11 protein-coding genes and 1 tRNA gene are annotated in these 16,055 nt (G+C 42.1%); 3 read left to right on the forward strand and 9 right to left on the reverse strand.

Annotated elements, in window-relative coordinates; all coding sequences use genetic code 11:
- Positions 1-70 precede the first annotated feature (70 nt).
- The 5 genes from AAHJ11_RS03655 to AAHJ11_RS03675 all read right to left on the reverse strand — a co-directional run bounded on the left by AAHJ11_RS03655 (position 71) and on the right by AAHJ11_RS03675 (position 7,216).
- Positions 71-721 (reverse strand): response regulator transcription factor, encoded by a 651-nt coding sequence (locus AAHJ11_RS03655; RefSeq protein WP_148365922.1) that lies wholly within the window; start codon positions 719-721, stop codon positions 71-73.
- A 69-nt stretch (positions 722-790) separates the two neighbouring features.
- Positions 791-2,239, reverse strand: a complete 1,449-nt coding sequence (locus tag AAHJ11_RS03660; protein ID WP_195649859.1) for a SusD/RagB family nutrient-binding outer membrane lipoprotein — start codon at positions 2,237-2,239, stop codon at positions 791-793.
- Between the two features lie 27 nt (positions 2,240-2,266).
- Positions 2,267-5,506: a SusC/RagA family TonB-linked outer membrane protein gene (locus tag AAHJ11_RS03665; RefSeq protein WP_234132117.1), complete on the reverse strand. Its 3,240-nt coding sequence runs from the start codon at positions 5,504-5,506 to the stop codon at positions 2,267-2,269.
- A gap of 134 nt (positions 5,507-5,640) precedes the next feature.
- Complete coding sequence (locus tag AAHJ11_RS03670) at positions 5,641-6,825, reverse strand: PLP-dependent transferase (protein WP_195649857.1); 1,185 nt, start codon at positions 6,823-6,825, stop codon at positions 5,641-5,643.
- Between the two features lie 306 nt (positions 6,826-7,131).
- A tRNA-Ser gene (locus tag AAHJ11_RS03675) sits at positions 7,132-7,216 on the reverse strand.
- Positions 7,217-7,349: 133 nt separating this feature from the next.
- Here AAHJ11_RS03675 and AAHJ11_RS03680 point away from each other — a divergent pair.
- The 3 genes from AAHJ11_RS03680 (at position 7,350) to AAHJ11_RS03690 (ending at position 12,218) form a co-directional block, all read left to right on the forward strand.
- Entirely contained in the window at positions 7,350-9,851 is a 2,502-nt protein-coding gene (locus AAHJ11_RS03680; protein ID WP_259022592.1) for an endonuclease MutS2, read from the forward strand.
- Positions 9,852-9,937: 86 nt separating this feature from the next.
- Positions 9,938-10,990, forward strand: coding sequence for a magnesium/cobalt transporter CorA (gene corA / locus AAHJ11_RS03685; protein WP_413579081.1), 1,053 nt, complete (start codon positions 9,938-9,940; stop codon positions 10,988-10,990).
- Positions 10,991-11,009: 19 nt separating this feature from the next.
- Positions 11,010-12,218 carry an L-serine ammonia-lyase gene (locus AAHJ11_RS03690; protein WP_074557704.1) on the forward strand — a complete coding sequence of 403 codons (1,209 nt, stop codon included), beginning with the start codon at positions 11,010-11,012 and terminating at the stop codon, positions 12,216-12,218.
- 64 nt (positions 12,219-12,282) lie between these two features.
- Here AAHJ11_RS03690 and AAHJ11_RS03695 read toward each other — a convergent pair whose 3' ends face one another.
- From AAHJ11_RS03695 to AAHJ11_RS03710, 4 genes are all read right to left on the reverse strand, one after another.
- Positions 12,283-12,783 (reverse strand): PepSY-like domain-containing protein, encoded by a 501-nt coding sequence (locus AAHJ11_RS03695; RefSeq protein ID WP_148365908.1) that lies wholly within the window; start codon positions 12,781-12,783, stop codon positions 12,283-12,285.
- A 40-nt stretch (positions 12,784-12,823) separates the two neighbouring features.
- Positions 12,824-13,270: a PepSY-like domain-containing protein gene (locus AAHJ11_RS03700; RefSeq protein WP_148365906.1), complete on the reverse strand. Its 447-nt coding sequence runs from the start codon at positions 13,268-13,270 to the stop codon at positions 12,824-12,826.
- Between the two features lie 572 nt (positions 13,271-13,842).
- Positions 13,843-14,811, reverse strand: a complete 969-nt coding sequence (locus AAHJ11_RS03705; RefSeq protein ID WP_148365904.1) for an NAD-dependent epimerase/dehydratase family protein — start codon at positions 14,809-14,811, stop codon at positions 13,843-13,845.
- Positions 14,808-15,929 (reverse strand): glycosyltransferase family 4 protein, encoded by a 1,122-nt coding sequence (locus AAHJ11_RS03710; RefSeq protein ID WP_148365902.1) that lies wholly within the window; start codon positions 15,927-15,929, stop codon positions 14,808-14,810. Before AAHJ11_RS03710 ends, AAHJ11_RS03705 begins: the two co-directional genes overlap by 4 nt.
- Between the last annotated feature and the right edge of the window lie 126 nt (positions 15,930-16,055).

Here is a 16,055-nt window from a genome sequence, read left to right on the forward strand (position 1 = left end):
GCCGGCAAAGATACAGAGAATTTCCCTGTCTGCAAATCTTTCCCTATTCTTATCTTATACTCTCCGGGGATCATATATAATATTCTACCATTTCAATCAGCCCGGCACGTAAGGCATACTTAGTCGCTTCATATACATTATTCACACCCAACTTCCGGAAAATATTCTTTTTGTGGGTGATAATGGTATGAATACTCGAGGTTCTTTCCAATGCTATTTCTTTCACGGATTTTCCACGTGCAATCAATTTGAGAATGTCAATCTCTGTAACGGTCAAAACAGAATGAATTTCCGGTTTGCCGGAACCGGTTATCAACAGATTGGTTATCTGGTGACCAAGAAACCGTTCCTTATGAGCTGCACACATCAATGCAGAATGGATCTCTTCACCGGAGTTCTCTTTCAATATCATACCGATATTCTTTTCTATACTCATCCTGCGAATAAAATCCTCACTCAATTCATTGGAAAATAATATCCAGTGAACTTCAGGAAAACGCTTTCCTATAATGAGAAACTCATCCACACCATTGAGATCAAACAGGGTATAATCAAGAATGACAACACTGTCACTACATTCTACCAATGCCTGTATCAGTTCCTTCTTGTCTGTCACATCTATCATGCGACATCTACTGAATATAGTGGAAATATATCCATGCATTCCCATTCTGGTTATATCCTGATTATCTGCTATGATAAATGTAATGTCAGTGTTCATTGCAATTCTGATTTTTAAATTCAACGGATTTTTTTCAAAAGCATACGGCAGCCCGGAGATACTGATGCATCATCGTTCCTTATCAGCCACATCAAACCACAAACGGGTAGTGATTTCATCTGCTCCCTGGCGGGATATGGCAATCTGATACTGTTTACCATTAAGTGATTGTTCCGTTACGGGATAAAAAAAGCGACGGGGTAATTCTCCGGAACCCAAAACAGAGTCGGGACCAGGGAGAAGCCGGGGATAACCCAGCCTGCGCCAATCAGTGAAGGCATCAGGGCCTTGTCCATAATAAGCTATCCACTTCTGCCAGCCAATAGATTCGTACCAATGTTCGGCGTCGAACCGGACGCCCTCCTGCTGCAAATAGGAATCGATGATATGAGTGTCTGTTATGCCAAACTGGTTCAATGAAGCAATAACAGCTTCTCGGTAGAGTGTTTCCGCATCAGCCGTTATCCAGCCGCGTACAGCGGATTCCGCAAATATAAACAAGACCTCGGCATACGTATAAAATACAGCCGGAGAACTGTCTTTCAAAAAATAAGTGCCGGGACGGGAGACTTTATAAAATCCCTGATTGTTTGCGGCATCAGCAGAGAGGGAATTGGCTGCTCCTACATAGTTTGTCACACTTTCGTCTTGAGGTAGCTGTGCTAAAACTCCGATTCTCGGATCATTCCATTCATTCAGTCTATCAATCAATGTTTTTGATACCCGCTGATCATCACGTGAATTGAAAGCAGACGCCCACGGATTCCATTGCGGTGAAGAAGTAAATACAAAACGGGCTATGGCATCATTGCTATCTATCACACTGTTACGACTATTCCAAAGGGAAGCAATAACCCGACGTGCCGTATCCTCATCCCGATCCGCCAACTCAAGAGCGATACGTAGCCGCAGGGATTGAGCCAACTGTTTCCAACGGGCAATATCGTTTCCGTAAATCAAATCCCCCTCCACTGCTTCTCCCGTGGTAGAAAGCAACTGGTCAGCAGTAACCAACTCCTCCAAAAGTCCGCGTAAAACAGTTTCTTGTGAATCATAAGCCGGTGTTACACTTTGTGCATATTCAGTGTATGGTATATCTCCATACAGATTTGTAAGCAACAGATAAACCCATGAACGCCATACAGTAGCTATACCTCGGTAATTATCATTACCGAATTCCGAACTGATAATAGCATTCAAGTCAGTTATTAATGTTGCATATCCGGTGTCCCATGTAGTGGTAAAGCTCCCATTATCCACATTATAGCAGTCCGGCTCTGTATATTGTATTTTAGCCCAATGTTGCACCCACAACAGAGTAGAATTATAATTTGTACTACTTCCCCAATAAAGATTGGCAGCATGATACTGTGCAGCGGCAAGCAAATAAGCCGGTTGTGGATTTTCGGTGGCATTAGGGTTACGGTTGATATCGGCCAGTTCATCATCACACGACCACAGGGAAATGGTAACTACTTGTACCCATATTATATATAAAAAGTATATTCTTCTTTTCATTTTATCCTATTATTAAAAGGTTCGCATTTAGAATTTTACGGAAAGGTTCACACCAAAGGAACGTGTCGTAGGCAGTGAGTAGGCCTCTACCCCTTGTGCATTTCCGGTAGTCAAAGCCGATTCCGGATCTATATTGGGGACACTTTTATAGATAGTCCACAAGTTACGTCCCGTCAGCGTAACGGAAGCTTCTTGTAAATGCAGTTTCTGCGTCCACAAGCGAGGCAGACGATAACTCAAAGCTACTTCGCGCAGTTTCACGTAAGAGGCATCATACACATTAGATTCGGCAATACTGTAAATGCGATGATAGTATTTCTCGGCAGACACGACCTTTTCATTCTTAGAACCGCTTTCCGTCACTCCTTCTACAATAATACCATCCTGATATACACGAGTGGATTGACCATTGACGTGGGCATAGTAAAGCCCATCGGAGGATATGGAGTAAGAAGGAGGTTCCGATAATCGTACATTGTTACCCATAGCGTCAGTATAATACCACAAACCACCATGCTCGGCATCCCTGCCCGGTAATGTGTTAGCCAATACACCGGTATATTTTCCTGTTTTATTAGTGTTGGAAAATATAGAACCGCCCACACTGGCATCTATCAGAAAAGAAAGACTCAACGAACGATAGCTGAAAGTGTTGCTGACACCACCTGTCCAGTCGGGTGTAAACTTCCCCAATGTTTTATTAGTGGTTGAAATTTTAGGCAGACCGTTAGCATCCACCACAATGCTTCCATTAGCATCACGCACGTATGAAGTGCCATACAAAGTTCCATAAGCTTCTCCCACTGAAGCCAGTATCTGAATGCCCGACGAGTAGAGCTGATAACTCGTAATTAAACCTTCATCATCCAGCTTGATAACCTTGCTGCGGTTGGCACCATAATTCAGGTCCAGATTCCAACGAAACCCTTTCGATGTTTGTATAGGAACAGCTCCCAATTGTATTTCATAGCCACGATTACGAATATGTCCGGCATTACGCACCTGCGACGTGTAGCCACTGGCCGCAGTAGTAGCCAGTTTTAATATTTGGTTGCGGCTATCGGTCTTATAGTAAGTGAAATCCAAATACAGGCGGTTGTCCAGAAAAGCTGCTTCGAAACCAGCTTCTATAGATGATGTCTTCTCCGGCTTTAGATTCGGATTCATGCCGATGGTAGAAGAACTTTGAAGCGGATTTCCGTCGAAAGCTGTTTCTGAAGTAAAGACTGTTGCTAATTGATAAGGATCGGCATCTGCTCCCACTTGCGACCATCCTCCACGTAATTTCAGATAGTTGACGGCCTTACTCCTCCACCCCAAAGCCTCGGAAAGCAGCACACTAGCCGTCACCGAAGGATAGAAATAAGAATTGTTGTCCACAGGTAGCGTAGACGACCAATCATTCCGTCCTGTTATGTTCAAGAAAGCCCAACGACGGTAATCCAATTGTACGGAACCGTAGAGTCCATATTGCCGCAAGCGGTAAAAATCATTGGACGAAGTGAGCGGATCACGAGAATTGGTCAACGTATAAAGGTCGGCAACAGCCAAACGGGGAGCAGCCTGATAGTTGTTCTCGTACTGTTTGTTACGCACATTAAAACCCAGAAGAGCGTCAAATCCCCAGTTTTTATTCAACTGCTTGACATAAGTCGCCAATATTTCTGTGTTATTCTCTTTCACCGTATAAGCATCTTCAGCATAACTGCCGTAAGGTGAACCGGCACCTGTACTGCCCCATTTTACTTTAGATTTTCTCCGGTCATTATACCAGTCGGTGCTGGTACGGAAACGCATATTCAGACCATCTGCCAGATGGAATTCGGCATGCAGGTCACCTATCAGACGATGCCGCTCCTGACTTTGCGTATTATAAGAAGCACTCCAAAAAGGATTATCATAATAGCTTGAATTCCAGTTGCGAGTATAGTCTGCTTTCAATGAGTTCGTATCCACTTGACGTCCGAACCACAAAAACTGAAGCATAGGACTGTTAGAACGTACGTTACTACCCGAAGGGGTAGCTGACCCCGGTAAACTGGGAGCTGTATAAATGATGTAATTGGCCGTAGCTCCTACCGAAATCCATTTTGCAAGATGGTAATCTGTATTTAGACTGATATTCGTTTTATTGGTTCCAGCATCAGGAACAATACTGACTTGTTTCTCGTAGTTATAACCTACACGGAACTGATATTTGTCGTCCCCACGGGCAACTGAAATACCGTTGTTGGTAGAAAAGCCCGTACGGAAATAATCGCGTACATTGTTGGGATGCGACACCCAGGGAGTAGCCATACGAGTACCGTCAGCATCCAGCGGACTGTCAAACTGGGGAATCAGCAATCCAATGTCAAGACGCGGTCCCCAGCTTTCGTCCACACCGTCATTCACACCTGCACCTTTGCCGTCCACATAACTGAATCGTCCGCCTGCCCCTTGCCCGAAAAGGTTCTGAAACTCCGGCAAGGTCGCTGCAAAAGAAATTTGTGTGGAAGAATGCAATGTAATGCCTATCCCTTGCTGCTTTTTGTCTCCTCCTTTGGTAGTGATAACAATAGCACCATGGGCAGCACGTGCACCATAAAGGGCAGCAGCATTCGGACCTTTTAATACAGTAAGCGTCTTTATGTCCTCCGGATTCAAGTCAGCTATCGCATTCTTAAAATCGCGTCCGCTGGAACGTGCATTAAGCTGCGAATTGTCCACCGGGATGCCATCCACAATAAAAAGCGGTTGATTCTCACCGGCAATAGAAGTTTCACCACGAATAACAATACGGCTGGAACCGACATCTCCCTGCGTGTTGGTAATACGCACACCTGCTATCTTACCACTCAATGAATTCAACAAGTTATTGTCTTTCCCCTGCACCAACGCATCCTGCTTTATCTCCTGTGCCGTGTAGCCCAGCGCCTTCTTCTCGCGTGAAATACCCAAAGCTGTTACCACCACCTCATCCAGCAGATGTGTGTCACTCTTCAATGCCACCGACAGCTGTGGTGCGATAGCCACCTCCTTTGCTATCAAACTGATGTAGGAGATTATCAGCCGGGTGGCCGATGGCGGAAGTCCGCTCAGTTCAAATCTCCCGTTAACATCAGTTACAGTACCCAATGCGGTTCCTTTCACTATGACCGAAGCACCGATAACCGGTTCTCCATCTTCTTCTGTGGTGACGATGCCCCGCACCGTTGTCACCTGTGCCGCCCCTTGTATCACTCCTATTGCAAGAGCAAGCAAAAATAAACGAATCCTTTTACCCATTATTATTTACTGTTAAAATGATGGGGCAAAGGTATTAGATATATACAAACTGGTAAATCCCGTATGAATGGCATTTTATATACCATATTTGCGGTATATTACAGCCACAGTGTATCACTTTTTGATTTTCTTTTCTATTCTTTTTTATTTTCCAAAGCCTGCCTGATATCCTCAAACAGATCATCCACATCCTCCAAACCAATGGAGAGACGGATAGTCGTATCCAGCACATCCATGGCCAGCCGTTGTTCGTCAGTAAACGGTCCGAAAATAGTACTCGCAGGATGGATGGCAAGTGTCTTATTGTCAAATAAGTTGGTAGCACGGCGTATCAACTTCAGGCGGTTGATGAAAAGAAAACACACCTCTTTACTTTCAAGGTCTATCGTAATCATAGCACCAGCGGTTGAACCAAACTGTCTTTGCGCCAAGGCATAGTACGGATTATCCTCCAATCCCACATAATTCACACGTCTAATAGCAGGCAACGTGCGGAGTTTGCTTGCCAGTGTAGCGGCATTGGCAGACTGTAACCGGTATCGTGCGTCCAACGTTTCCAGTCCGATGGTATGCATATAGGCCACATGAGGAGTCATGTAAGCTCCCAAATTGAGTAACATCTCTGTACGCATACGTTGACCGAATCCCAGACAAGTACCATAATCAATCACCAAGCCACCAATGGAAGTGGCTCCTCCTGACAAGTATTTGGTACTGGAAACCACTTCAATATCTACCCCTAATCTGTGTGAATCGAATTCCGTAAAAGGAATAAGTGTAGTATCGGCAATGAGAGGAATCCCCCTTTCATGAGCTATCCGTGAGAGCACCTGTAAGTCCGCCACTTCCATTTGAGGATTGGTGATAATTTCCATATAAATACAACAAGTATTACCGTCTACGACTTTTTCTACAGTTTCAACTTCAGTCAAATCACACAACCTGGGTTCCACCCCGAAGCGCGACAACGTACCAGTAATAAATGAATAGGTATTACCGAACAAATGACGCGATGTAACTATATTCTTTCCTGCAGCTGCAATTGAAAGCAATGTATTACTAATAGCCGCCATACCGGAATTGACAGCTATCACTTCCGTTGCCCCGGTAAGTTGCTTTACTTTATTCTCAAAAAAAGTCACTGTCGGATTCATTACTCTGGAATAATCCGGAGCATCTGTCCGCCCGCAGAAAGCATCAGCCATATCATCGGCATTGTCAAACTCATAAGCCGCTGTATGGTAAACCGGCATACTAAGAGAATTATAAGCATCTCTTCTTTGGAACTGGGTATGAATCGCTTGGGTCTGTTTTTTCATTATTCTATCCTTTTATATTATAGCTATCAAATCTTGTAAAATCAGAACAAAGGTAGATATAAAAACTGAAAGGTGATAGTAAATAAAAACAGATATTTAACTGATAATAAGCATTTTGGAATAATATTCTTTAAACTGATAATTTCCACCTTTTAAAAAGAGTGTTTATTCTAAAATATACTGTTCAAATAGTATTATTTTCTATTTCAATAAGAAACACACTTTTTCATGCCTATCATGCTATATATACAAAATAGAAAATCCCTGTAAAGTGCTACTTTACAGGGATTTATCTATTAATTGAAGCGGAGAGACAGGGATTCGAACCCCGGGTACCTCGCGGTACAACGGTTTTCAAGACCGCCGCAATCGACCACTCTGCCACCTCTCCAAAACTCCTTTATCAGAAGTGCTTTCCGTTGAAAGCGGTGCAAAGGTACGAATCATTTTTAAATCTGCAAACATTCTGATATTTTTTTCGCGAATAAATCGTATTTTTGCAGTTCATTAGTAAGAACAGAAATATGATATACCCTCAAAACTTTGAGCAAAAGATAGGATTCGACCAGATAAGACAGTTACTAAAAGATAAGTGCCTCAGTACTTTAGGCGAAGAAAGAGTTACAGACATGAACTTTTCCGAGCAACATGAAGAGGTTGAAGAGAAATTAAACCAAGTAACAGAGTTTGTCCGCATCATCCAGGAAGAGGACGGATTTCCCGATCAATTTTTCTTTGATGTCCGTCCTTCGTTAAAACGCGTGCGGATAGAAGGAATGTATTTGGACGAACAAGAACTATTTGACCTACGCCGTTCATTAGAAACCATCCGTGACATCGTACGCTTTCTGCATCGGAATGAAGATGAAGAAGAGAACAACACCCCCTACCCCAGCCTGAAACGACTGGCAGGAGATATTGCCGTGTTCCCGCAACTGATAGGAAAAATAGACGGCATCCTTAACAAATATGGGAAAATCAAGGACAATGCCTCTACCGAATTAGCCCGCATACGTCGCGAACTTGCCAGTACGATGGGAAATATTTCCCGCTCGTTAAACAGCATCCTACGTAGCGCACAGTCCGAAGGTTACGTGGACAAAGATGTAGCTCCCACCATGCGTGACGGACGTCTGGTGATCCCGGTTGCCCCCGGACTCAAGCGAAAAATCAAAGGTATCGTACACGATGAATCCGCCAGCGGAAAAACAGTGTTTATAGAACCGGCGGAAGTGGTAGAAGCCAACAACCGCATCCGCGAACTCGAAGGCGATGAACGACGTGAGATCATTCGCATCCTTACCGAGTTCTCAAACATTCTCCGTCCATCTATCCCGGAAATTCTTCAATCATACGAATTTCTGGCAGAGATAGATTTTATTCGTGCGAAAAGTTACTTCGCCATACAGACCAATAGTCTGAAACCCGCCGTCGAGAATGAGCAACTACTGGATTGGACGATGGCCGTGCATCCTTTATTACAACTTTCACTAGCTAAACATGGAAAGAAAGTCGTACCACTGGATATAGAACTTAATCAGAAACAACGTATCCTTATCATATCCGGACCGAACGCCGGAGGTAAATCCGTCTGTTTGAAAACAGTCGGTTTGCTGCAATATATGCTGCAATGCGGTATGCTGATTCCCTTGCACGAACGTAGTCATGCCGGTATATTCAGCAGCATCTTTATCGATATTGGTGACGAGCAATCTATTGAAGATGATTTGAGTACCTACTCTTCTCACTTGACCAATATGAAAATCATGATGAAGAGCTGTAACGAACGGAGCCTCATCCTGATTGACGAGTTCGGTGGAGGTACGGAGCCGCAAATCGGAGGTGCTATTGCCGAAGCTGTACTGAAACGTTTCAACCAGAAAGGAACATTCGGAGTCATCACTACCCACTACCAAAATCTGAAACATTTTGCCGAAGATCATGAAGGAGTAGTAAACGGAGCCATGCTTTACGACCGTCATCTCATGCAAGCACTTTTCCAATTACAAATCGGAAATCCGGGAAGTTCGTTTGCCGTAGAGATTGCACGAAAAATCGGACTACCGGAAGATGTCATCGCAGATGCTTCGGAAATCGTAGGAAGCGAATATATCAATGCAGACAAATACCTTCAGGACATTGTGCGCGACAAGCGTTACTGGGAAGGAAAACGTCAAACCATCCGTCAACGGGAAAAGCACATGGAAGAAACCATTGCCCGTTACCAGACAGAGATGGAAGAATTGCAAAAATCCCGGAAAGAGATTATCCGGCAAGCAAAAGAAGAAGCGGAACGCATGCTTCAGGAATCCAATGCCCGCATTGAAAATACGATTCGTACGATAAAGGAAGCACAAGCCGAAAAGGAAAAGACACGCCAGGCACGTCAGGAACTGACAGACTTCCGTACTTCTCTGGATGCACTGGCATCTAAAGAGCATGAAGAGAAGATTGCAAAAAAAATGGAGAAACTAAAGGAGAAGCAAGAGCGGAAGAAAAACAAGAAGAGCGAACCGAAAGCTGTAGTCTCTTCTCCATCAAGTGCCCCTAAAATAGTGCCGATTGCGGTAGGAGAGAATGTAAAAATCAAAGGACAGACAAGCGTCGGCCAAGTGATGGAAATCAGTGGTAAAAATGCGACTGTTGCCTTTGGAAGCATAAAAACGACCGTAAAAACAGACCGTTTGGAACGTGTCAATCATATGCCCAAGACGGAAGGGATTGCTAAAAGCACCTTTGTCAGCAGCCAGACACACGATCAGATGTATGAAAAAAAGCTTAGCTTCAAACAGGATATTGATGTACGCGGAATGCGTGGAGACGAAGCCTTACAAGCAGTCACCTATTTTATTGATGACGCCATATTAGTCGGCATGGATCGTGTACGTATCCTTCACGGCACAGGAACGGGAATACTTCGTACACTTATCCGCCAATATCTGGCCACCGTACCGGGAGTTAGCCACTATGCCGACGAACATGTGCAGTTTGGTGGTGCCGGAATCACAGTAGTCGATTTTGACTAACACGTAAACAAAACGTTCAAAGAACTTGTTCTCATTTAGAAAACCACTACCTTTGTTACAGTGGTTTTCTAAAACGAGAATAAAGCATGAAGAATAATCTGTTAAGCGAAAAGCTTATTTACACAGGAGAAAGTCTTACTCCTACCCATTTACATCTTTGTACTTACAATGCTACCGAGATACAGGAAAGCTCTAGTGATACTTTTCAGGCCATCAAAGGTACGCTAAACAATGATCAAATCAATTGGCTACAGATACACGGAATGAAAAATACAGAAACTATCCGGGAAATCTGCAGTCATTTCGAAATAGACTTCCTTGTCTTACAAGATATATTAAATGCGGATCATCCGACCAAGATAGAAGAGCATGATAAATACATTGTCCTGATCTTAAAGATATTCTATCCGAACGAACATAAAGAAGAAAATGAACTGGACGAACTGCTCCAACAGCAAGTCTGCCTTATCATAGGAAATAATTATGTACTGACTTTCCTCGAAAAAGAAACTGATTTCTTCGATGATATCAGTTCCGCCTTGCGTAATGATGTCCTGAAGATACGCAGTCGTCAAACAGATTATCTGCTTAGCGTACTGCTCAACAGCGTGATGGGAAACTATATTTCAACCATCTCTTCCATCGATGACGCACTCGAAGATTTGGAAGAGGAACTGCTTACTATCACCAACGGAGATGACATCGGTATCCAGATTCAGGCATTACGACGCCAATATATGCTAATGAAAAAAGCAATCCTCCCCTTGAAAGAACAATATATAAAGCTACTGAGGGCAGAAAACCAGCTCATCCATAAAGTGAACCGCGCCTTTTTCAATGATGTAAACGACCACCTACAATTTGTATTACAAACCATCGAAATCTGTCGGGAAACCCTTTCTTCATTAGTCGATCTTTATATCTCCAACAATGATTTGCGTATGAACGATATCATGAAGAGACTGACCATCGTATCCACAATTTTCATTCCTTTAACATTTCTGGTTGGAGTATGGGGAATGAATTACAAATGGATGCCGGAACTGGAATGGCAGTACGGGTATTTATTTGCCTGGATTGTAATGGCAATTATCGGTATTATTGTATATTTGTACTTCAGAAAAAAGAAATGGTATTAACAAAAACACATCATCAGTCATGAAATCGATTAAAGAGCTATACAGGATAGGCACAGGACCTTCCAGTAGCCACACTATGGGACCGCGCAAAGCTGCCGAAATGTTTTTGGAACGTCATCAGGATGCTGCATCTTTTAAAGTCACCCTTTACGGCAGTTTAGCCGCTACCGGTAAAGGACACATGACGGATGTAGCCATTATAGACACCTTACAGCCCACTGCACCAGTAGAAATTGTATGGCAACCCAAAGTCTTTCTACCGTTCCATCCGAACGGAATGACATTTGCGGCTTTGGATAACAATAATAAAGTGCTTGAGAACTGGACTGTTTACAGTATTGGTGGCGGTGCACTGGCAGAAAATAATGATAATCCAACTATCGAAAGCCCCGATGTATATGGCATGGAAAACATGACCGAAATACTCCAATGGTGTGAGGATACCGGAAAAAGTTATTGGGAATACGTGAAGGAATGTGAGGAAGAAGATATATGGGATTACCTGGCTGAAGTATGGGGCACCATGAAAGATGCCATTCACCGTGGACTGGAAGCGGAAGGAGTACTTCCCGGCCCACTAAATCTTAGACGAAAAGCCTCCACCTACTATATACGCGCTACCGGATACAAACAATCCCTGCAATCCAGAGGACTTGTCTTTTCTTATGCTTTGGCAGTAAGTGAGGAAAATGCTTCCGGTGGAAAAATAGTGACCGCTCCTACCTGTGGTTCCTGCGGAGTGATGCCTGCCGTATTATATCATCTCCAGAAAAGCCGTGATTTCAGTGATATGCGCATCCTACGCGCATTAGCCACTGCCGGATTGTTTGGCAACATTGTCAAATTCAATGCATCTATTTCCGGAGCAGAAGTAGGTTGCCAAGGAGAAGTAGGCGTCGCCTGCGCAATGGCTTCGGCTGCCGCCAATCAATTATTTGGAGGTAGCCCTGCACAAATTGAGTATGCAGCAGAAATGGGATTGGAGCACCATCTGGGAATGACTTGCGACCCGGTATGCGGATTGGTACAAATTCCCTGTATCGAACGAAATGCATACGCTGCCGCACGTGCGCTGGATGCAAATCTTTATTCAGCTTTCACCGATGGTATGCACCGTGTCTCTTTCGATAAAGTAGTGCAAGTAATGAAACAGACCGGACACGACCTTCCATCACTTTACAAAGAAACAAGTGAAGGAGGATTAGCTAAGGATTATAAACAAATGTAATTATAAAAAACAACGGGCTATTCCTTTCATAGAAATAGCCCGTTTTGATTTTTATGATTAAAAACTATTCAGTCGGCGGCCAATTTGTATCATCTCCATTGCTAATATCTTTTTCATGTAGCAATCCGCCTTCCTGTGAGAAATAAAGCGCATAGCGTTGACTACCTTGCTTCACCTGAATCACAGATTCCATCGGATTTTGTGGAAAAGTCAACACATACACATCCGTCACTACCCATGCATTATATTTAGAATCCATGAAAGCGGTGTAAACAGCCGGTACGAGCTGATCTATGCTATTCAGTTCATTTTCCGTCATCACCCAATTGGCATTAGCATCAAACCAGACCTCCAGTTCGTCATTGCTTACCCAGCAGTCAGCTACATAATAGGCACCTTTCATCTCCCATTCTACATTCTGGGCAGCCGGATATACCTGTTTTAAGGCTTCTGTAATATTACTGGGCGGAACAAAAGTATCATCATCGTCATTATCACATGCGCCAAACAAAAGAGCAGTCATCATCAATACCACTGCCCAAGCGCCAAACTTAAATCTCCACATAGCTATCTTCTTGTTTAGGTCTATTATCACAAATCTTCAATTAATCATCAGCCTTGATAAACTTTCCCTTCTTATCAAATTTGAAAGAAAGTCCGGTAGACAATTCTATTTCATATCCTTTACGGTCACGTTCCACTTTGGTCACTCCCTCATTTACAAAATTATGAGACTTCAAATAATTGACAGCAAATCCCGGAATAATACTAACAGGAACAACCTGTCCTTTCTTTGCACTTACTTCTTCCCAGTTGCCTTTACTGTCAAAATCAATTTCCGTACCATCCATCAATACCACTTCATACTTGGTAGACTCCATCATATCCTTATCAATCTTGATATGAGCCACCTCTGGTTTCGTAAAATTGCTATTGATAAAATTACGTGCCGGAAGCGGTAACTGATTCATGTCTTTTGTAATCACATCTTTTGCGAATGAGAATTGTACGGCTACAATAGCCAACACAAGTAAAGATAGAATTTTCTTCATAATCGTTATTCTTTTAGCGTTAATACTATACTTTCGTTTCATACAGCAAATAACGATACAGATTCTGGAAAGATTTAGGAATCATGCAAGTTTGCTCTTTTTTTGTATTCTTTAACCATCTAAAAAATAATATACCAACGATCCTCACAGACAGTTGGTATATTTCACATATAGATACATATCAGTTTTTAAACCAATATGAGGGCTAAGTTAGAAATATACCGCTGTACGATTTCTAACCTGCAAAATGTAGGGATTTCATGAGTTTATCATGAATCTAGGGACCTACATATTCTTTTATAATTATAGTTTGTGATTCATTTTAAATATCAACGATCTTCACAGACAGTTGATATAGTGGGAAATTCACATCGGCTTTAACCTCCGATGTCAGGGCGTAAATTAGAAATGTACCGTCGTACGATTTCCAATCCACAATGTAGGAGAATCATGCCTTTACAGCATGAAGCTAGGGACCTACATTTTTTTCATCTCACATACGAAACACTCACGTGTTTATTACATCTCAACATATTCAACATTTATTATATACCCAATTTATTTCAGAAAAGTCATCTCAAATACAGATTATCATTATCTCTATACCAATCCTTAATTGCTTCCTCAAATGTATAATGAAACTTATAACCTGAATCAGCCAATTTCTTTCCGCATATATTAGTAGAGATCATTAATTTCTTTACACGAGCCGGACAAATACCTAAAGCTTTTCCCCCTAACGGACCGACAATACTTGCAACTGTCATTAGAAGACTTCCCGGCACCTTAACAATGGCACGTTGTAGTCCCGTAACCTTTTTCATTGTTTCGACTATTTGCTCGATAGTAAAAGCCGGTTCAAATGTACAGTTATATAACTCTACTCCTTCGCTATGATTCTCCAACCGGTAAAGCATAAAGCGAACCAATTCTTTCACATAAATGCAAGCTTTAATCGTATCTTTACGGCCTGGATAGAAGAACTTACCACCACGGATACCCCAATACAAACGGGTAAAGTTACCATTTTCCCCTTTACCGAATACCACACCCGGACGAACAATAGTAAGTTGCCGTTCGTTCGTTTTTTTTGCCTGCCAAATCGCATGTATTTTTTCAGCCACTAATTTAGAAATTCCATAAGGCGTGTTCGGTGTGGGAAGCGTCTTTTCTGTTTTCAAATCTTCAGCTGCACCATAAGGGGCTATGGAACTAGTAAAAACGATTCTCTTTACCCCGAACTTCTCGGCAAAAGCACATACATTCTCTGCACCACGAATATTCGTCTCAAAATAAGCCTGGTCCGGATGTCCCGGGGTACGATGAACGGCTGCAAAGTTAAAGATAACGTCTTCGGAAGTAACGGGAATATCAATGTTTATTTCAGAACGAACATCACAATTGATATATGTAGATTTACCTTCATGGTTATTCTCCACGATATCCAAATTGTATATTCTTGTACCCGGATATAAATTATCAATTAGAGCAATAAGGTGCGTACCGATAAAACCGGAACCGCCAAATATAAAATGACTCATTTCACTAGATGATTAAATTCATTATATTTTAACTCTACAAACTCCTTTATTTCCTTCTTAAAACGTTCTTCCGAAAAAGTCTCCGCATGGTTACGTATTATTTTAGGATCAAACGGTGTTTCTAGTTTTTCAAATCTTTCTACTGCATCAATAATCGAATCTACAGTTTGTTCATAAAAGAAAAGACCTGTTACTCCTTCTTTTACTGTTTCCAAAGAACCTCCCCTGCCATAAGCAATAACAGGAGTCCCACATGATTGCGCTTCGATCGGAATCATACCAAAATCCTCATCTGCTGCAAAAACAAAGGCTTTAGCTTTCTGCATCTTTTCTTTTAGTACGGCAAATGACTGATATCCCATGACAGTTACATTATGCCCGGCAATCTTGCGTATCTTTTCCAAATTAGGACCTCCACCAATCACAACCAGCTTTTTATTAGGCATACGACTAAAAGCTTCGACAATAAGATCTATTTTCTTATATCCCACCAAACGACTACTAGTTAAATAGAAATCTTCTTTCTCTACGCACAAATCAAAGTTAGAAATATCAATATTAGGGTGAATTGTTACAGAATCCCGCCTATAAGTCTCCTGAATTCGACGTCCCACATAATCGGAATTACTTATAAAACAGTCAACCCGGAAGCTGGATATCAAATCCCATTTACGAATACGGTGAAGCATATATTTAGCCAGATATCCTTTCAAGCCTTTTGTCAACCCCGATTCTTCCAAGTATTCATGATACATATCCCACACATAACGAATAGGAGAATGACAATAACAAATATGCAGTTGATCCGCTTTGGTTAAAACTCCTTTGGCAACAGCATGAGAAGATGATATAATCACATCATATCCCCGTAAATCAAACTGTTCTATTGCAAACGGAAATATAGGCAAATACATCCTATGCTTCTTTACCCCTAAAGGCAACTTCTGAATGAATGATGTATGGACTTTATTCCAGTCAATCCCTAATTCGTCACAAACTTGTTTTTTAGCAACTAAGGTGTAAATATCTGCGGCAGGAAATACATCCGCAATAGCTTTGACTACTTTATCTGAACCGCCAACGGTTACTAACCATTCTTGAATAATAGCAACTTTCATATTTAATAAGTGCAATAATATTTTAAAGCGATAGAAAATATCTCATAAATCACTTTTTCCTTTATCACTTTATGTACTTCACTAAACATATTTATTTTCACAGAACAATACTTGACTACAACTTTT

The sequence above is a fragment of the Bacteroides sp. 90-K9/2 genome, from assembly GCF_047310725.1.
Lineage (GTDB): Bacteria > Bacteroidota > Bacteroidia > Bacteroidales > Bacteroidaceae > Bacteroides > Bacteroides vicugnae.